This is a genomic window from Pseudooceanicola batsensis HTCC2597, assembly GCF_000152725.1.
GTDB classification, from domain to species: domain Bacteria; phylum Pseudomonadota; class Alphaproteobacteria; order Rhodobacterales; family Rhodobacteraceae; genus Pseudooceanicola; species Pseudooceanicola batsensis.
This window is the reverse complement of the sequence record NZ_CH724131.1, coordinates 2,181,405-2,195,839: the sequence shown is the minus strand read 5'-3', so window position 1 is coordinate 2,195,839 and position 14,435 is coordinate 2,181,405. Positions and strand designations below refer to the sequence as shown.

Below are 14,435 nucleotides of genomic sequence, written 5' to 3'. Positions count from 1 at the left end.
ATGAAATTCACCCTGTCCTGGCTGAAGGATCACCTCGAAACGAGTGCGTCGCTGGACGAGATCGCCGAGACGCTGACCGACCTCGGGCTCGAGGTCGAGGGGATCGAGGATCCCGCGGCGGCGCTGAAGGGCTTCACCATCGCCAAGGTGAACTCGGCCGAACAGCATCCCGACGCGGACAAGCTGCGGGTCTGCATGGTTCAGACCGACGAGGGCGAAAAGCAGATCGTCTGCGGCGCCCCGAACGCACGCGAGGGGATCACCGTGGTCCTGGCGAAGCCGGGCATGTACATTCCCGGTCTGGACATCACCATTTCGGTGGGAAAGATCCGCGGGGTCGAGAGCCATGGAATGATGGCCTCGGAACGCGAGATGGGCCTGTCGGAGGAGCACGAGGGGATCATCGAACTGCCCTCGGGCGAGATCGGCGAGGAGTTCGCGCATTGGCTCGAGGTGAACCGTCCCGAGGCGGTGGACCCGGTGATCGAGATCGCGATCACGCCGAACCGGCCGGATGCTCTCGGTGTGCGGGGGATCGCGCGGGATCTCGCGGCGCGGGGGCTGGGCAGCCTCAAGCCGCTTCCGGAGCCCACGCTGGACGTGAACGGCGGCCCCTGCCCGGTGGAGCTGGACATCGAGGAGAGCGCGCGGGACGGCTGCCACGTCTTCGCCGGTCGGCTGATCCGCGGCGTGAAGAACGGCCCCTCGCCCGAGTGGCTGCAGGCCAGGCTGCGCAGCATCGGTCTGCGTCCGATCTCGGCGCTCGTCGACGTGACCAACCTGTTCACCCATGACCTGAACCGGCCGCTGCACGTCTTCGACGCAGACAAGGTGCGGGGCCGGCTGCGGGTTCACCGGGCCGAGGGCGGCGAGGCCTTCACCGGGCTGGACGAGAAGGATTACGTCGTGCCCGCCGGGGCGCTGGTGATCTCGGACGACAACGGCGTCGAAAGCATCGGCGGCATCATGGGCGGGCTGGCCACCGGCTGCGTGCCCGAGACGGTGGATGTCTTTGTCGAGGCCGCGGTCTGGGATCACGTCTCGATCGCCCATGCGGGGCGCGCGCTGAAGATCAATTCGGACGCGCGGTACCGCAACGAGCGCGGCATCGACCCGGCCTTCAACATGGAGGGGCTCGACCGCGCCTGCGCGCTGATCGCCGAGTTGTGCGGCGGCGAAGTCACCGAGGCGGTCGTCGCCGGCGAGGTGCCGGACGTCAGCCGGGCCTACCGGCTGAATACCGAGCGATGTTCCTCTCTGGTCGGGATGGAGATCCCGGCGGAGGACCAGCGCGCGACGCTGGAGCGGCTCGGTTTCGTGATGGAGGGCGACATGGCGCATGTGCCGTCCTGGCGGCCCGACGTGCTGGGCGAGGCGGACCTCGTCGAGGAGGTCGCGCGGATCGCCTCGCTGACCCGGCTCGAGGCGAAGCCGCTGGCGCGGGTGCGGGCCGGCGTGCCCGAACCGATCCTGACGGTGAACCAGCGGCGCGAGCAGATGGTGCGGCGGACGGCGGCGGCGCTCGGGTACAACGAATGCGTCACGTATTCGTTCATCGACCGCGAGTCGGGCCGGCTGTTCGGCGGCGGAACGGAGGCCACCCAGGTCGCCAATCCGATCAGCCAGGAAATGAGCCACATGCGGCCCTCGCTGCTGCCGGGTCTTTTGCAGGCGGCGGCGCGGAACCAGGCGCGGGGCATGGCGGACATGGCGCTGTTCGAGATCGGCGCCACATGGACCGGCGGCGAGCCCGGCGACCAGATCGAGGCGGTGGCCGGGATCCTCGTCGGCCGCACCGGTCCCAAGGACGTGCACGGGGTATCGCGTCCGGTCGACCTCTACGATGCCAAGGCGGATATCGAGGCGCTGCTGGCCGCGATCGGGGCCCCGGCGAAGGTGCAGATCCAGCGCAGCGGCGGTGCTTTCTGGCACCCGGGCCGGCACGGGGTGATCTGCCTCGGGCCGAAGAAGGTGCTGGGCGCCTTCGGTGAACTGCATCCCGGGGTGCTGCAGGCGATGGATGTGAAGGGGCCGGTCACGGGCTTTGTCCTGTGGCCCGCCGAGGTGCCGCAGCCGCGGAATGCGGGCGGATCGCGCGGGGCGGTGGAGATGCGCGACCTGCAGCCGGTCGAGCGCGATTTCGCCTTCGTGGTGGATGCGCAGGTCGAGGCGCTGGCGCTGGTGAACGCGGCGGCGGGGGCGGACAAGGCGATGATCTCGGATGTGCGGGTCTTCGACGAGTTCATCGGCGGCTCGCTGGGCGAGGGCAAGAAGTCCATCGCCCTGACCGTGACCATCCAGCCGCAGGAGAAGACCCTGAAGGAGGCCGAGATCGAGGGGATCGCCGCGAAGGTGGTCGACAAGGTCGCTAAGGCCACGGGCGGCGTGCTGCGCGGCTGAGCCGAACCCGGAGGCGCGCCTGCGGCGCACGCGATCTCGGGCGGCCATTCCGGGGAATGGCCGCGGTGCCTCCGGCGGGGATATTTGCCCGCAAGAAGAAAAGGGGGCGCGGGGCCCCTTGAAGGAATCGTGGCGGGGGATTATGTCCGGTCGTGAGAGGTTGGCGCGGGCGAGCGCCTCGCCAACCCGGTCAGGTCCGGAAGGAAGCAGCCGTAACGAGCCCCGCTTGGGTCGTTGTCCAGCCTCTCACCCCCCTCCCCACAGACAACCCGCCCTTTGGGCGTCATCGGTGCTGCACCTTGCTCCGCGCGGTGCTGTCGCTCCTGTTGTCGGGCCGGCATCTGCGCTCGTCGGTGAAGCGCGGGCCGGTGCTGCGGAACTTCCAGGTCCTTTAGAGCGGCGGTTCAGCCGTGTGCGACGCGCGACCACAGGATGAGCCCGGCGATGGCGAGCAGGAGCAGCGCGGCCAGCGCCGCGGGTATCAATGCGATCCAGCGCAGACGTCCCTGGGAGGGCCGGACCGCCAGAACGGCGACCGCGATCAGCCCCGCTCCGAACTGAAGGCCGAGGAAGGTCATGACCCGGTTGATGCCGCGGGTGAATCCGTCGCCCTCGGCGGCGAGCGTGGGGGGATAGACGAGGGAGGCCAGGTAGGTCACCAGCCAGAGCGCGAGCAGGCCGAGGAGAATGCCCCGTCGTGTCATCGCCGGTTCACAACCTGTCCGCCGCGAAGGTGTCGCAGGCACCGATCTCGCCCGTGTCGTAGCCGTTTTCGAACCAGCGGGCGCGCTGGTCCGAGGTGCCGTGGGTGAAGGTGTGCGGCTGCGGGACGCGGCCGGCCTGTCGCTGCAGGTGGTCGTCGCCGATCATCCGGGCAGCATTCAGCGCCTCTTCGATGTCGCCGGGTTCGAGCAGCCCGTCGACGTGGGCGGCCCAGACACCGGAGAGACAGTCGGCCTGGAGTTCCAGCCGCACCGTCAGGGCGTTGGCCCGGGTCTGGTCGGACTGCCGGCGCGCCTCGTGGACGCGGGCGAGGATGCCGAGTTCGTTCTGGACATGATGCGCCACCTCGTGGGCGATGACATAGGCGGCGGCGAAATCGCCCCCGGCGCCGAGCCGTTCCGAGAGGGTCGCGAAGAACTGGGTGTCGAGATAGGCCTTGCGGTCGGCGGGACAGTAGAAGGGCCCGGTGGCCCCGGAGGCGCCGCCGCAGGGGCTTTCGGTCCGGCCGGAGAAGAGCACGAGGACGGGCGGGGCGTATTCGGTGCCCACCTGTGCGGGAAACAGCCGGCTCCAGACGTCCTCGGTCGTGGCGAGGACGGAGGCGCTGAAATCCGCCGCGCGCTCTTCGGCCGGGGTCAGGGCGCGCGGGGCGGAGGACTGCTGCGGTGCGCCGTCGAGCAGCGGCCTGACGTCGATGCCGGTGAAATAGCCGATGGCCAGAACCACCAGGACACCGCCGATGCCCAGCCCGCCGATGGCGCCGCCGCGCCCGCGGCTGCGCCGGCGGTCCTCGATGTTGCGGCTGCGACGGACACCTCTGAGACGCATGTTCTTCCTCCGCTCTATGCCTGAATAAATCCTAGACCAGCCTTCGGTTCCGGGAAAGCTCGGTGGACGATGCCGGCGCGGCCCCTTAGGTTCGGATATCGAGTGAGTCCCGAGGCATCCATGAGCGAATCCAAACCCGCCTACCAGGTGCTGGCGCGCAAGTACCGGCCCGAAACCTTCGCCGATCTCGTCGGACAGGACGCGATGGTGCGCACGCTGCGCAATGCCTTCGCCGCCGACCGGATCGCGCAGGCGTTCATCATGACGGGGATCCGGGGCACCGGCAAGACGACCACGGCGCGGATCATCGCCAAGGGGATGAACTGCATCGGGCCGGACGGGCAGGGCGGGCCGACGACCGACCCCTGTGGCAAATGCGAACACTGCGTCGCGATCATGGAAGGCCGCCATGTCGACGTGATGGAGATGGACGCCGCCTCGAACACCTCCGTCAACGACATCCGCGAGATCATCGACAGCGTGCATTACCGGGCGGCCTCGGCGCGGTACAAGATCTACATCATCGACGAGGTTCACATGCTATCGACCAGCGCGTTCAACGCGCTGCTCAAGACGCTGGAGGAACCGCCGGAGCATGTGAAGTTCATCTTCGCCACGACGGAGATCCGGAAGGTCCCGGTCACGGTGCTGTCGCGCTGTCAGCGGTTCGACCTGCGGCGGATCGAGCCGGAGGTGATGATCGACCTGCTGCGGGAGATCGCCGACCGCGAAGGGGCCGAGATCGCCGACGACGCGCTGGCGCTGATCACCCGGGCGGCGGAGGGGTCGGCGCGGGATGCGACCTCGCTCCTGGACCAGGCGATCTCGCACGGGGCGGGAGAGACCACGGCCGATCAGGTGCGGGCGATGCTTGGCCTCGCGGACCGAGGCCGGGTGATGGACCTGTTCGAGATGGTGATGCGCGGCGATGCGGCGGCGGCCCTGACCGAGCTGAGCGCGCAATACGCGGACGGGGCGGACCCGCTGGCCGTGCTGCGGGACCTTGCCGAGATCACGCACTGGATCTCGGTCGTGAAGATCACGCCGGACGCGGCGGAGGACCCGACCATCGGACCGGAAGAGCGGTCGCGCGGAGCCGACCTCGCCGGGCGCCTGCCGATGCGGGCGATGACGCGCATGTGGCAGATGCTGCTGAAGGCGCTGGAGGAAATCGCCGCCGCGCCGAACGCGATGATGGCGGCCGAAATGGCGGTGATCCGGCTGACCCATGTGGCCGAGCTGCCCTCGCCCGAGGAACTTGTGCGGAAGCTCAGAGATCAGCCGCCGCCCCCCGGCCCGCCCGGCGGGGGCGCCGCGTCGCACGGGCCGACCACCGGCGCGACCAGCCTCCAGGGCAGCCCGGCGGGATCGGGCGGGGCGCGTGTGCACGGTCCGGTCGCCCAGGCCGCCGAGGACGTGGACCAGGCGCTGGCGCGGTATCCCAGCTTCGATCACGTGGTCGAGCTGATCCGGGCGAACCGGGACGTGAAGCTTCTGGTCGAGGTCGAGACCTGCGTGCGGCTGGTGGGGTATCGTCCCGGCCGGATCGAGTTCGTGCCGACCGGGGATGCGCCGCGGGACCTGGCGCAGAAGCTGGGGGCGCGGCTGCAGGGCTGGACCGGCAACAGATGGGCGGTGATCGTCGCCAACGAGGGCGGTGGCGAGACGATCGCCGAGACCCGCGACGCCAAGGCGCTGGCCCTGCGGGAGGAAGCGGGTGCGCATCCGCTGGTCCAGGCGGTCCTGGCGGCCTTTCCCAAGGCGGCGATCACGGCGATCCGGACGGCCGAGGATGTGGCCGCCGAGGCCGCGACCGAGGCGCTGGCCGAGGTCGAGGACGAGTGGGACCCGTTCGAAGAGGATTGAGACGGGGTTGCACTCGGACCGTCGGATCGCGATATCGGCAGTCGACGGAGCTGCGCCTCCGGGCGCGTCAGGATGCAGGATCAGGAGACAGAGATGTTCAAGGGAATCGGCCAGATGGGCGACATGGCGAAGATGCTGAAGTCGGCCCAGGAGCTGCAGACCAAGGTGGTGGCGCTGCAGGAAGAGATGAACCACATGACCGTCGAGGGGCGGTCGGGGGCCGGTCTGGTCAAGGCCGTGGCCACCTACAAGGGCGAGCTGAAGTCGCTGGACATCGACCCGTCGATCTTCAATCCGGACGAGAAGGAAGTGGTGGAGGACCTGATCCTGGCGGCGATCAAGGATGCGCAGCAGAAGGCGCAGGAGAAGCACCAGGAAGAGATGGGCAAGCTGACCGAGGGGCTCGGGCTGCCGGCCGATTTCAAGATGCCGTTCTGAGGCATGAGCGCCGGCGGCGACATCGAGGCGCTGATCGACATGATGGCGCGGCTGCCGGGGCTGGGGCCGCGGTCGGCGCGGCGCGCGGTGCTGCAGATGATCCGCAAGAAGGAACTGCTGCTGACGCCGCTGGCGGATCTGATGCATCATGTGGCCGCGACGGTGCGGGAATGCGCGACCTGCGGCAATATCGGGGCCGGGCAGATCTGCGACATCTGCGCCAGCGAGAAGCGGGCGACCGGCGAGATCTGCGTGGTCGAGGATGTGGCCGATCTCTGGGCGATGGAGCGGTCCGCGGTCTTCGGAGGGCGGTATCATGTGCTGGGCGGAACGCTCTCGGCGCTGGACGCGGTCGGTCCGGAGGAGCTGCGGATCCCGAAACTGGTGCAGCGCGTGACGGACGAGCGGGTGACAGAGGTCATCCTGGCGCTGAACGCCACGGTGGACGGGCAGACGACCGCGCATTACATCGCCGATCAGCTCGAGGGGCGGGTGCGGCTGACCTCGCTCGCCCAGGGGGTGCCGATCGGCGGAGAGCTGGACTATCTCGACGACGGCACGATCACCGCGGCCTTGCGCGCGCGCAAGGCGTTCTGATCCGAATGCGCGCCTGCGGCGCACGCGATTCCAGGCTTTCATCCGGGGGATGAAAGCGGGCCTCCGGCGGGGATATTTTCCGGACCAAAGAAGCAGGGGGCTATCGGGCCCAGTCGGGAAGCGGCTGATCCGTCAGGCGCAACGCGCCGAGGCGACCGAGTTCGTCGGAGTTCTTGGCGGCGCGGCCGCAGCCGCCGATGGCCGTGAAGACGCGATCCGACAGGGCCGTGATGTGGGGATGCTCGTCCGGCGTGTAGGTGGTGACGCAGGACATGGTCGCGCTGCGTTCGATCCGCAGGCCGGGCATGCGGTCGCGGATCATCGCCTCGATCGCCGCGCCGACCCCGGGCGTGCCGGGCGAGCGGAACCAGTCGGCGAGTTCCTGGCGGGTCGTGAGGACCACGTCCTCGGGGTCGCCGCCCATCTTCAGGTATGTGCGCCCGTCCGGATAGCGGATCGGCGGCAGGAGATAGGGGTTCTCGCCCTCCGGGTCCAGATAGATGAGCGATGGCATTCCGGCCAGGCGCCGGGTCTCGACGGCGTCGATCTCGAAGAGGGCCACGGTGCGGGCGTAGACCTCGATCGGGAGACGGTCCTGCAGCAGGAGGCGGGAGAAGCCGCCGGTGGCGAGGAGGATGCGGTCGAAGGTCAGGGTCTCTGCGGCGGTCGTCACCCTGACGCCTCCGGCGGTTTCGTCGAAGCCGGTGACTTCCGCCGCGATGTGGCGGGCGCCGGCGCGGGTGGCGGCGACGATCTGCGCCCGCGTCAGGGCACGGGGCGAGATGTGGCCGGCGTCTTTGGCCTCGAACAGGGCGGCGGTGTCGGGCGGGAAGGCGAAACAGGGGAAGCGGCCGGAGAGGGAGGCGTCGTCGTGTTCCTCGCAGGGGATGGCGTCGCGTGCGGCCACGGCGCGCATGTTCTCGACCTGCGGTGACCCTTCGGGCCCGGCCATCAGGCAGCCGACCTCGCTGTAGAACCGGATGCCCGACGCCTCTTCGATCTCGGCATAGCGGGCGATGGCGGCGCGGGAGGCGCGGGACCAGAAGGGCATCGGGTCGAGGCCCCGGGTGATCCGGCCCTCGTCGTAATGCGAGGCGAACACGCCGTCATGGGCCGTCTTGTCGGCCGGCTCGCCCGGGCCGATCAGCGTGACGTCGCGGCCCTGGCGGGCGAGGTGACGGGCGGCGGCGGAGCCGATCAGGCCGGCGCCGATGACGGCGAGTTTCATGCTGTGATCCCGGGACGGAGGCGTGTCGGGATCATTCTGCCGCAGAGGCGCGGAAAGGCCAATGGGGTGCGGAACGGCGGGACGGTGCAGCCCGGGACGCGCCTGTGCGCCGCGTCTCGGGTGCCCGTCCGCGGACGGCCCGGATCAGGGCTGCTCATCCTCGTCGTCGTCGCCCTTGTCGGGCAGGTTGAAGAAGCTGTCGGCGTCCACGAGGTTGTCGGACTTGTCGTCGTCGCCGTCGTCATCGTCGGAGAGCGAGAAGGTCTCGAGCCCCTCGATGGCGGTCGGAATGCGCGGCTCGGCTTCCATGTCCAGCGACTGTTCGGTCGAGAGCAGCTTGCGGCGTTCGTCGTCCGACAGCGCCTCGCCCTCGGCGGCCTTCTTGGCGGCGGCCTTCTGGACCGCGGCGTCGAGTTCGGACTGCTTGCAGAGGCCGAGCGCGACCGGGTCGATCGGCTGCATGTTCGAGATGTTCCAGTGGGTGCGTTCGCGGATCGACTGGATCGTCGGCTTGGTGGTGCCCACGAGCTTGGAGATCTGGCCGTCGGTCAGTTCGGGGTGGAACTTGACCAGCCAGAGGATCGAGTTCGGTCGGTCCTGGCGCTTGGACAGAGGGGTGTAGCGTGGGCCGCGGCGCTTTTCCTCGCCGACGGCGGCGGGATTGAACTTGAGCTTGAGCCTGTAGAGCGGGTCGGCCTCGGCCTTGTCGATCTCGTCTTGGGTCAGCTGGTTGTTGGCGATCGGGTCGAACCCCTTGACACCCGCGGCGACGTCGCCGTCGGCGATGCCCTGGACCTCGAGTTCGTGCATGCCGGTGAAATCGGCGATCTGCTTGAAGGTGATGGTCGTGTTGTCCACCAGCCAGACGGCGGTGGCCTTGGCCATGATCGGTTTGCCCATGTCGGTCACTCCTTGCGAATCCGTTGGCCCCGAATACAGGAACTCCGTCGCCTGCCGGGACAGGCGGCACCTCGCGGTGCGGGTTTCCGTTGTCGGGGAACTTGCGGGCTATATAGTCGCGGCGGTCGGATATTGAAAGAGAGAATGATGCGGTGTCTTGCGGCGGTCCTCCTTGCGATCCTGTCTTCGCTGCCCCTCAGGGCGGAAGGCGAGCGGCCGGGGGAGTTCGACTATTACCTGCTGTCGCTGAGCTGGTCGCCGACGTGGTGCGCGCTGGAGGGGGATGCGCGCCGGTCGCCGCAATGTGCGGACGGCACGGGCTTCGGTTGGGTCCTGCACGGTCTCTGGCCGCAGAACGAGGCGGGCTATCCCTCGTATTGCGCGAGCGCCGAGCGTCCGCCATCTCGGAAGATGACGGCGGGAATGGCGGACATCATGGGAGCGCCCGGCGCGGCCTGGCACCAGTGGAAGAAGCACGGGACCTGTGCCGGGGTCGAGGCGGACGCGTATTTCGATCTGATGCGCCGGGCCTACGGCCGGATCGAGCGCCCGCAGGTGCTGCGGGACCTGCGCCGCAATGTGCGGCTGCCGGCCGCGGTCGTGGAGGCGGCGTTCCTAGAGGCCAATCCGGGGCTGGCGGCGGATCAGATCACGATCACCTGCCGCGCGGAGCGCATTCGCGAGGCGCGCATCTGCCTGGACCTCGAGCTGAACCCGCGGCGCTGCGGCGGTGACGTGATCCGGGATTGCCGGATGACCGACGCGCTGCTGGAGAGCGTTCGGTGACACAGGTGCGCCTGCGGCGCGTTCGATGAGTCTTGCTCGGGCCGCAAGGGCCCCGGAGGGCGCCGCCCTCCGGACCTCCCGGGATATTTCCGGGCAAGAAGAAAGGGGGCGGGCGCGCGGGTCGCCTCTGGCCGTGCCCCGCCTCAGGAGACCTTGAGGACGATCTTGCCGATGTGTTCGGAGGACTCCATGCGGGCATGGGCCTTGGCGGCATCCTCGAGCGCGAATTCGCTGTCCATCACGGGGGCGACGCTGCCGGCCTCCAGCAGGGGCCAGACGTTCTGCCGCAGGCCCTCGGCGATCTCGGCCTTGGCGGCGTCGGATTGCGGGCGGAGGGTCGAGCCGGTAAGCGTCAGGCGCCGGGCCATGACCTGGGCGAAGTTCAGTTCCGCCTTGGGACCGCCGAGGAAGGCGATGAAGACCAGGCGGCCTTCGGTGGCGAGGCTGGACACGTTGCGGGGAATGTAGTCGCCGCCCACCATGTCGAGGATCAGGTCGGCGCCGCCCTCGGCCTTGAGGACCTTGGTGAAATCCTCTTCGCGGTAGTTGATGGCGCGTTCGGCGCCGAGTTCTTCGCATCTGGCGCATTTCCCGGGCGAGCCGGCGGTGGCGAAGACGCGGGCGCCGAAGTGTTTCGCCAGCTGGATGGCGGTGGTGCCGATGCCGGAGGAGCCGCCGTGCACGAGAAACTTCTCGCCCGCCTTCAGACCGCCGCGCATGAAGACGTTGGTCCAGACGGTGTAGCAGGTTTCGGGCAGGCAGGCGGCCTCTTTCAGGGTCATTCCCTGCGGGACGGGCAGGCAGTGAGCGGCCGGGGTGGCGACATATTCCGCATAGCCGCCGCCGGGCAGGAGGGCGCAGACCTCGTCGCCGACGGCCGGCCAGCTGACGCCCGCGCCGATGGCGACCACCTCGCCCGAGGCTTCGAGGCCGGGCAGGTCCGAGGCGTCGGGGGGCGGGGCGTAGTTGCCGGCCCGCTGCAGGGCGTCGGGGCGGTTCACCCCCGCGTAGGCCACCCTGATGACGACCTGGCCTGCCTGCGGTTCGGGGCGCGGGCGGCGGACGGGTTTCAGAACCTCCGGTCCGCCGGGTTCCGAGATCTCGATGGCGCGCATGTCGGTCATGGGGTCCTCTCCGCTGTTGCCGGGGGACTATCCCTGCGGCGGGTCGCAATGTCCATCCGCGGGCGAAGCCTAGCGGCGGGCGCCGGGCAGGTCGTCACGGCGGCGCGGGGCACGGATCATGCCGAGGAGCGAGCCGGGCGCCGTCAGGGCGCGGCCGAGCGGGCCGGAGGTGACCCGCGCCTTCGCCTTCTCGAACTGCATGACGTCGCCGATGCGCCGGTCGAGGAAATCCCAGGTGGCCTGGTTCCCGTACGATTCGTCACCGAGCCAGAAGAGCAGGGTCGAGCCGATCACGCCGGAGAGGGTCATCCGCTTGGTGTACCAGTTGTAATCCTCGGAGGTGTCGCCGAGCGCGCGCCAGACATGGTCGGCGGTCTGCCAGAGCATCCGCGCGCCATCGGGGGCGTTGAGGGGCAGGACGTTCTGGACCATCGCGCGGCGCAGCGCCTCCTTGTCCTCGATCGCCTCGATGCGCAGCCGGACCGCATGGGCCACCTTTTCGCTGTAACGCAGGTGCGACAGGTCGGCCTGTGCCATCGCCCCGGTCATCTTCGCGTCGCCGCGGTCGTGCCAGGCGCGGGCGACATCGCGGGCGCCCCGGGGAAAGAGGCCACGGGCGACGGTCGGATTGACGTCGGTGTCGCGGATCGCGGCGCGAAAGGCGGTGTCCGACCAGCCGTCGAAGGGGACGTGGGTCAGCATGGCGTCGATCAGCTTGTCCTCGGTTTCGGTCATTCCGGCCTCCGCTTGGTTCCGATGCTGGACAAATAGGGCAAATGCGCGTATACGGCCACCTCCTGCAACTTACGCAACTCAAACTAGGAAGGTGGTGACAACCACATGCAGGTTAGTGTTCGCGACAACAATGTCGATCAGGCGCTCCGCGCCCTGAAGAAAAAGCTCCAGCGCGAAGGCGTTTTCCGCGAGATGAAGCTCAAGCAGCATTTCGAGAAACCGTCCGTCAAGAAAGCGCGCGAGAAAGCCGAAGCGATCCGCCGTGCCCGCAAGCTGGCACGCAAGAAAGCGCAACGCGAAGGTCTTCTCTGAGGACTTTGACCGAACTCGTGTTCAAGCGACCCCCGTGGCCCTGGCCCGGGGGTTTGTTTTTTCGGACCGCAACAGTTCCCTCCTCTCGGCAAGGATAGTTTCCCGAGTCGCGACAATGCGGGCGGGGACGGATGTTGCCAGAAACCGCCGGCGCCTTTGACGGCCCCTGCGCATTAACCATTTGCTCCGCCAGTTCTTGACGAATTTGAGTAAAAACCGGCTAAAACTAGGGGTTTTTGGCGAGTTCTCGACGCGCAAGGTTAACGCGCTTTTGAGGCTAGGAGGTCCCCGTGCGGGCAATCAGACTATCGGCACTAATCTTGACTGTTCTTGGTGTTCCTGGGGGTGGGGCGCTGGCGGCCACGGTCAACGACATCCACCAGGCCGTGGCCGGTTCCGAGAACATGACCGGCTTCGACCAGACGGATATCGCCCAGAGCTATACGGCGGTATCCGGCAATTCCGTCGGCGCGGGGATCCGTCTCGGTGCGGGCTCGGCCGAGGTGACGGCCACCCTTTCGCTCTGGTCCGGCCTGCCCGGGGCGGGGGGGCAAAAACTGGCGGAGGGCCAGGGTCGGGGCGGCGCCCGAGACTGGCTCGACGTGTTCTGGGCACCGGTGGTGACCGAGATCGGCGGAACCTTCGTCATCCTCATGACCGGAGACGCATCGGGCGATATCGCTGGCAGCCCTTCGAACGTCTATGCGGGCGGCCACCTGTTTTCCAACGCGGGGTTCCAGCGCTTCCCGTCCTATGACTTCGCCTTCCGGACCTTCACCGACCCCGATTTCAAGGCGGTGCCGGCGGTGCCGGCCGCGCCATCGGGGCTGTTGCTGCTCAGCGGCGTCCTGGCGGGCTTCTCAACCCGGGTGCGCCGAGGCGCGCGGTGAACGATGGGGGGGCTAGCGATGGTCCCCCAGGATCATGTCGGCGGCCTTTTCGGCGATCATGATCGTGGGGGCGTTGGTGTTCCCGCTGGTGATGCGGGGCATGACCGAGGCATCGACGACGCGCAGCCCCTCCAAGCCGCGCATCCTGAGGCGGTGGTCCAGGGGCGCGGCATCGTCGCTGCCCATGCGCACGGTTCCGACCGGGTGGAAGATCGTGGTGCCGATGGCGCCTGCGGCCTCGGCCAGTTCCTCGTCCGTATCGTAGGCGGTCCCGGGTTTGACCTCTTGCGGGTCGTAATGCGCCATTGCCGGCTGCTGCATGATGCGGCGGGTGGTGCGGATGGCCGCCACGGCCGTCCGCCGGTCGCCTTCGGTCGACAGGTAGTTCGGCGCGATGCGGGGCGGCGCCACGGGGTCTGGCGAAACGATCTCGACCCGGCCCCGGCTTTCGGGGCGCAGGTGGCAGACCGAAGCGGTGATGGCGGGGTAGTCGTGCAGCGGCTGGCCGAAGGCATCCAGCGAGAGGGGCTGGACGTGGTATTCGAGGTCCGGGGTCGCGACCTCGGGACGCGAGCGGGTAAAGGCCCCGAGTTGCGACGGCGCCATGGTCATCGGGCCCCGGCGGCGCAGGGCATAGTCCATTCCGATCGCCATCTTGCCCCATAGCGATGCGGCCAGGGTGTTCAGCGTCTTCGCTCCGGTCAGGCGCCATGAGCAGCGCAGCTGCAAATGATCCTGCAGGTTGCCGCCGATTTCCGGCTGATCGTGGATCACCTCGATCCCGTGCCGTCGCAGCAGGTCGGCCGGACCGATCCCCGACAGCTGGAGCAGTTGGGGCGAATTCACCGCACCGGCGGAGAGGATGACCTCGCGCCGGGCGTGGGCGATGTGGGTCTGGCCGTTGCGACGGTATTCGACGCCCGTCACCTGCCGGCCCCGGGTGATCAGCCGGGTGGTGTGGGCTTGGGTCTCGACGCGCAGGTCGGGGCCCGAGGCGGTGCGCAGAAAGGCCTTGGCGGTGTTCATGCGCCAGCCGTTGCGCTGATTGACGCGGAAATACCCGACGCCCTCGTTGTCGCCGGTGTTGAAATCGTCCGTGCGGGGGATGCCCGCGGCTTCGGCGGCGGCGATCCAGTCGTCCAGAAGGTCCCAGTGCAGGCGCTGGTTCTCGACCCGCCATTCGCCCCCGGCGCCGTGCGTCTCCGAGGGGCCGTCGACGTAATCCTCGGACTTGCGGAAATAGGGCAGCACGTCGTCCCAGCCCCAGCCCGGCAGGCCCATCTGCCGCCAGTCGTCGTAATCCGCCGCCTGCCCCCGCAGGTAGAGCATGCCGTTGATCGAGGAACAGCCGCCCAGGATCTTGCCCCGCGGGTAGAGCACCGAACGCCCGCCCAGCCCCGGCTCTTCCGCCGTCCTGTACATCCAGTCGGTGCGGGGATTGCCGATGCAGTAGAGATACCCCATCGGGATATGCACCCAATGATATGAGTCGCGCGCCCCTGCCTCCAGGATCAGTGTGCGAAAGCCGGCTTCGCTCAGCCGCTTGGCCAGCACGCAGCCGGCGCTGCCCGCGCCGACGATGATGAAATCCCAGTCCATGAAAATCCT

General features: G+C 68.6%; 14 protein-coding genes and 1 other RNA gene. 8 read left to right on the top strand and 7 right to left on the bottom strand.

Features of this window, described 5'->3' with window-relative positions; genetic code table 11:
• Together pheT and ffs are read left to right on the top strand one after the other, a co-directional pair.
• Positions 1-2,400: a phenylalanine--tRNA ligase subunit beta gene (gene pheT / locus OB2597_RS14505; protein ID WP_009806346.1), complete on the top strand. Its 2,400-nt coding sequence runs from the start codon at positions 1-3 to the stop codon at positions 2,398-2,400.
• A gap of 154 nt (positions 2,401-2,554) precedes the next feature.
• An RNA gene (gene ffs, locus OB2597_RS21115) (signal recognition particle sRNA small type) lies at positions 2,555-2,651 on the top strand.
• Positions 2,652-2,804: 153 nt separating this feature from the next.
• On the opposite strand, the gene OB2597_RS14500 is transcribed toward ffs, so the two are convergent.
• Both OB2597_RS14500 and ypfJ read right to left on the bottom strand, forming a co-directional pair.
• Positions 2,805-3,104, bottom strand: a complete 300-nt coding sequence (locus OB2597_RS14500) for a hypothetical protein (protein ID WP_009806345.1) — start codon at positions 3,102-3,104, stop codon at positions 2,805-2,807.
• Positions 3,105-3,111: 7 nt separating this feature from the next.
• Positions 3,112-3,951: a KPN_02809 family neutral zinc metallopeptidase gene (gene ypfJ, locus OB2597_RS14495; RefSeq protein ID WP_009806344.1), complete on the bottom strand. Its 840-nt coding sequence runs from the start codon at positions 3,949-3,951 to the stop codon at positions 3,112-3,114.
• Positions 3,952-4,071: 120 nt separating this feature from the next.
• Between ypfJ and OB2597_RS14490 the strand changes: the two genes are divergently transcribed.
• The 3 genes from OB2597_RS14490 (at position 4,072) to recR (ending at position 6,852) form a co-directional block, all read left to right on the top strand.
• Positions 4,072-5,817, top strand: a complete 1,746-nt coding sequence (locus tag OB2597_RS14490) for a DNA polymerase III subunit gamma/tau (protein ID WP_009806343.1) — start codon at positions 4,072-4,074, stop codon at positions 5,815-5,817.
• A 93-nt stretch (positions 5,818-5,910) separates the two neighbouring features.
• Complete coding sequence (locus tag OB2597_RS14485) at positions 5,911-6,255, top strand: YbaB/EbfC family nucleoid-associated protein (protein WP_040609814.1); 345 nt, start codon at positions 5,911-5,913, stop codon at positions 6,253-6,255.
• A 3-nt stretch (positions 6,256-6,258) separates the two neighbouring features.
• Complete coding sequence (gene recR, locus OB2597_RS14480) at positions 6,259-6,852, top strand: recombination mediator RecR (RefSeq protein ID WP_009806341.1); 594 nt, start codon at positions 6,259-6,261, stop codon at positions 6,850-6,852.
• Between the two features lie 100 nt (positions 6,853-6,952).
• Here recR and OB2597_RS14475 read toward each other — a convergent pair whose 3' ends face one another.
• Together OB2597_RS14475 and OB2597_RS14470 are read right to left on the bottom strand one after the other, a co-directional pair.
• Positions 6,953-8,080, bottom strand: a complete 1,128-nt coding sequence (locus tag OB2597_RS14475) for an NAD(P)/FAD-dependent oxidoreductase (RefSeq protein WP_009806340.1) — start codon at positions 8,078-8,080, stop codon at positions 6,953-6,955.
• Positions 8,081-8,224: 144 nt separating this feature from the next.
• The gene (locus OB2597_RS14470; protein ID WP_009806339.1) at positions 8,225-8,980 is read right to left on the bottom strand and encodes a DUF1013 domain-containing protein; all 756 of its coding nucleotides are present in this window, start codon (positions 8,978-8,980) and stop codon (positions 8,225-8,227) included.
• Between the two features lie 147 nt (positions 8,981-9,127).
• Here OB2597_RS14470 and OB2597_RS14465 point away from each other — a divergent pair, with 147 nt between their 5' ends.
• A complete protein-coding gene (locus tag OB2597_RS14465; RefSeq protein WP_009806338.1) occupies positions 9,128-9,766 on the top strand; it encodes a ribonuclease T2 family protein in 639 nt (212 codons plus the stop codon).
• Between the two features lie 143 nt (positions 9,767-9,909).
• Here OB2597_RS14465 and OB2597_RS14460 read toward each other — a convergent pair whose 3' ends face one another.
• Together OB2597_RS14460 and OB2597_RS14455 are read right to left on the bottom strand one after the other, a co-directional pair.
• Entirely contained in the window at positions 9,910-10,890 is a 981-nt protein-coding gene (locus OB2597_RS14460) for an NAD(P)H-quinone oxidoreductase (RefSeq protein ID WP_009806337.1), read from the bottom strand.
• 69 nt (positions 10,891-10,959) lie between these two features.
• Positions 10,960-11,625, bottom strand: coding sequence for a COQ9 family protein (locus tag OB2597_RS14455; protein WP_009806336.1), 666 nt, complete (start codon positions 11,623-11,625; stop codon positions 10,960-10,962).
• Between the two features lie 105 nt (positions 11,626-11,730).
• Between OB2597_RS14455 and rpsU the strand changes: the two genes are divergently transcribed.
• Together rpsU and OB2597_RS14445 are read left to right on the top strand one after the other, a co-directional pair.
• Positions 11,731-11,937 (top strand): 30S ribosomal protein S21, encoded by a 207-nt coding sequence (rpsU, locus tag OB2597_RS14450; RefSeq protein ID WP_009806335.1) that lies wholly within the window; start codon positions 11,731-11,733, stop codon positions 11,935-11,937.
• A gap of 320 nt (positions 11,938-12,257) precedes the next feature.
• Positions 12,258-12,827, top strand: a complete 570-nt coding sequence (locus OB2597_RS14445) for a hypothetical protein (RefSeq protein WP_148234740.1) — start codon at positions 12,258-12,260, stop codon at positions 12,825-12,827.
• 12 nt (positions 12,828-12,839) lie between these two features.
• On the opposite strand, the gene OB2597_RS14440 is transcribed toward OB2597_RS14445, so the two are convergent.
• On the bottom strand, positions 12,840-14,426 hold the full coding sequence (locus OB2597_RS14440; RefSeq protein WP_009806333.1) for a GMC family oxidoreductase: 1,587 nt from the start codon (positions 14,424-14,426) through the stop codon (positions 12,840-12,842).
• Positions 14,427-14,435: the final 9 nt, after the last annotated feature.

Bases quoted from the DNA above. Each gene is read 5' to 3' on its own strand.
- OB2597_RS14470 (WP_009806339.1), bottom strand. From the start codon at position 8,980: ATGGGCAAACCGATCATGGCCAAGGCCACCGCCGTCTGGCTGGTGGAC.
- OB2597_RS14440 (WP_009806333.1), bottom strand. From the start codon at position 14,426: ATGGACTGGGATTTCATCATCGTCGGCGCGGGCAGCGCCGGCTGCGTG.
- OB2597_RS14485 (WP_040609814.1), top strand. From the start codon at position 5,911: ATGTTCAAGGGAATCGGCCAGATGGGCGACATGGCGAAGATGCTGAAG.
- rpsU (WP_009806335.1), top strand. From the start codon at position 11,731: ATGCAGGTTAGTGTTCGCGACAACAATGTCGATCAGGCGCTCCGCGCC.
- pheT (WP_009806346.1), top strand. From the start codon at position 1: ATGAAATTCACCCTGTCCTGGCTGAAGGATCACCTCGAAACGAGTGCG.
- OB2597_RS14455 (WP_009806336.1), bottom strand. From the start codon at position 11,625: ATGACCGAAACCGAGGACAAGCTGATCGACGCCATGCTGACCCACGTC.
- OB2597_RS14460 (WP_009806337.1), bottom strand. From the start codon at position 10,890: ATGACCGACATGCGCGCCATCGAGATCTCGGAACCCGGCGGACCGGAG.
- OB2597_RS14465 (WP_009806338.1), top strand. From the start codon at position 9,128: ATGCGGTGTCTTGCGGCGGTCCTCCTTGCGATCCTGTCTTCGCTGCCC.
- OB2597_RS14475 (WP_009806340.1), bottom strand. From the start codon at position 8,080: ATGAAACTCGCCGTCATCGGCGCCGGCCTGATCGGCTCCGCCGCCGCC.
- ypfJ (WP_009806344.1), bottom strand. From the start codon at position 3,951: ATGCGTCTCAGAGGTGTCCGTCGCAGCCGCAACATCGAGGACCGCCGG.
- OB2597_RS14490 (WP_009806343.1), top strand. From the start codon at position 4,072: ATGAGCGAATCCAAACCCGCCTACCAGGTGCTGGCGCGCAAGTACCGG.
- OB2597_RS14500 (WP_009806345.1), bottom strand. From the start codon at position 3,104: ATGACACGACGGGGCATTCTCCTCGGCCTGCTCGCGCTCTGGCTGGTG.
- recR (WP_009806341.1), top strand. From the start codon at position 6,259: ATGAGCGCCGGCGGCGACATCGAGGCGCTGATCGACATGATGGCGCGG.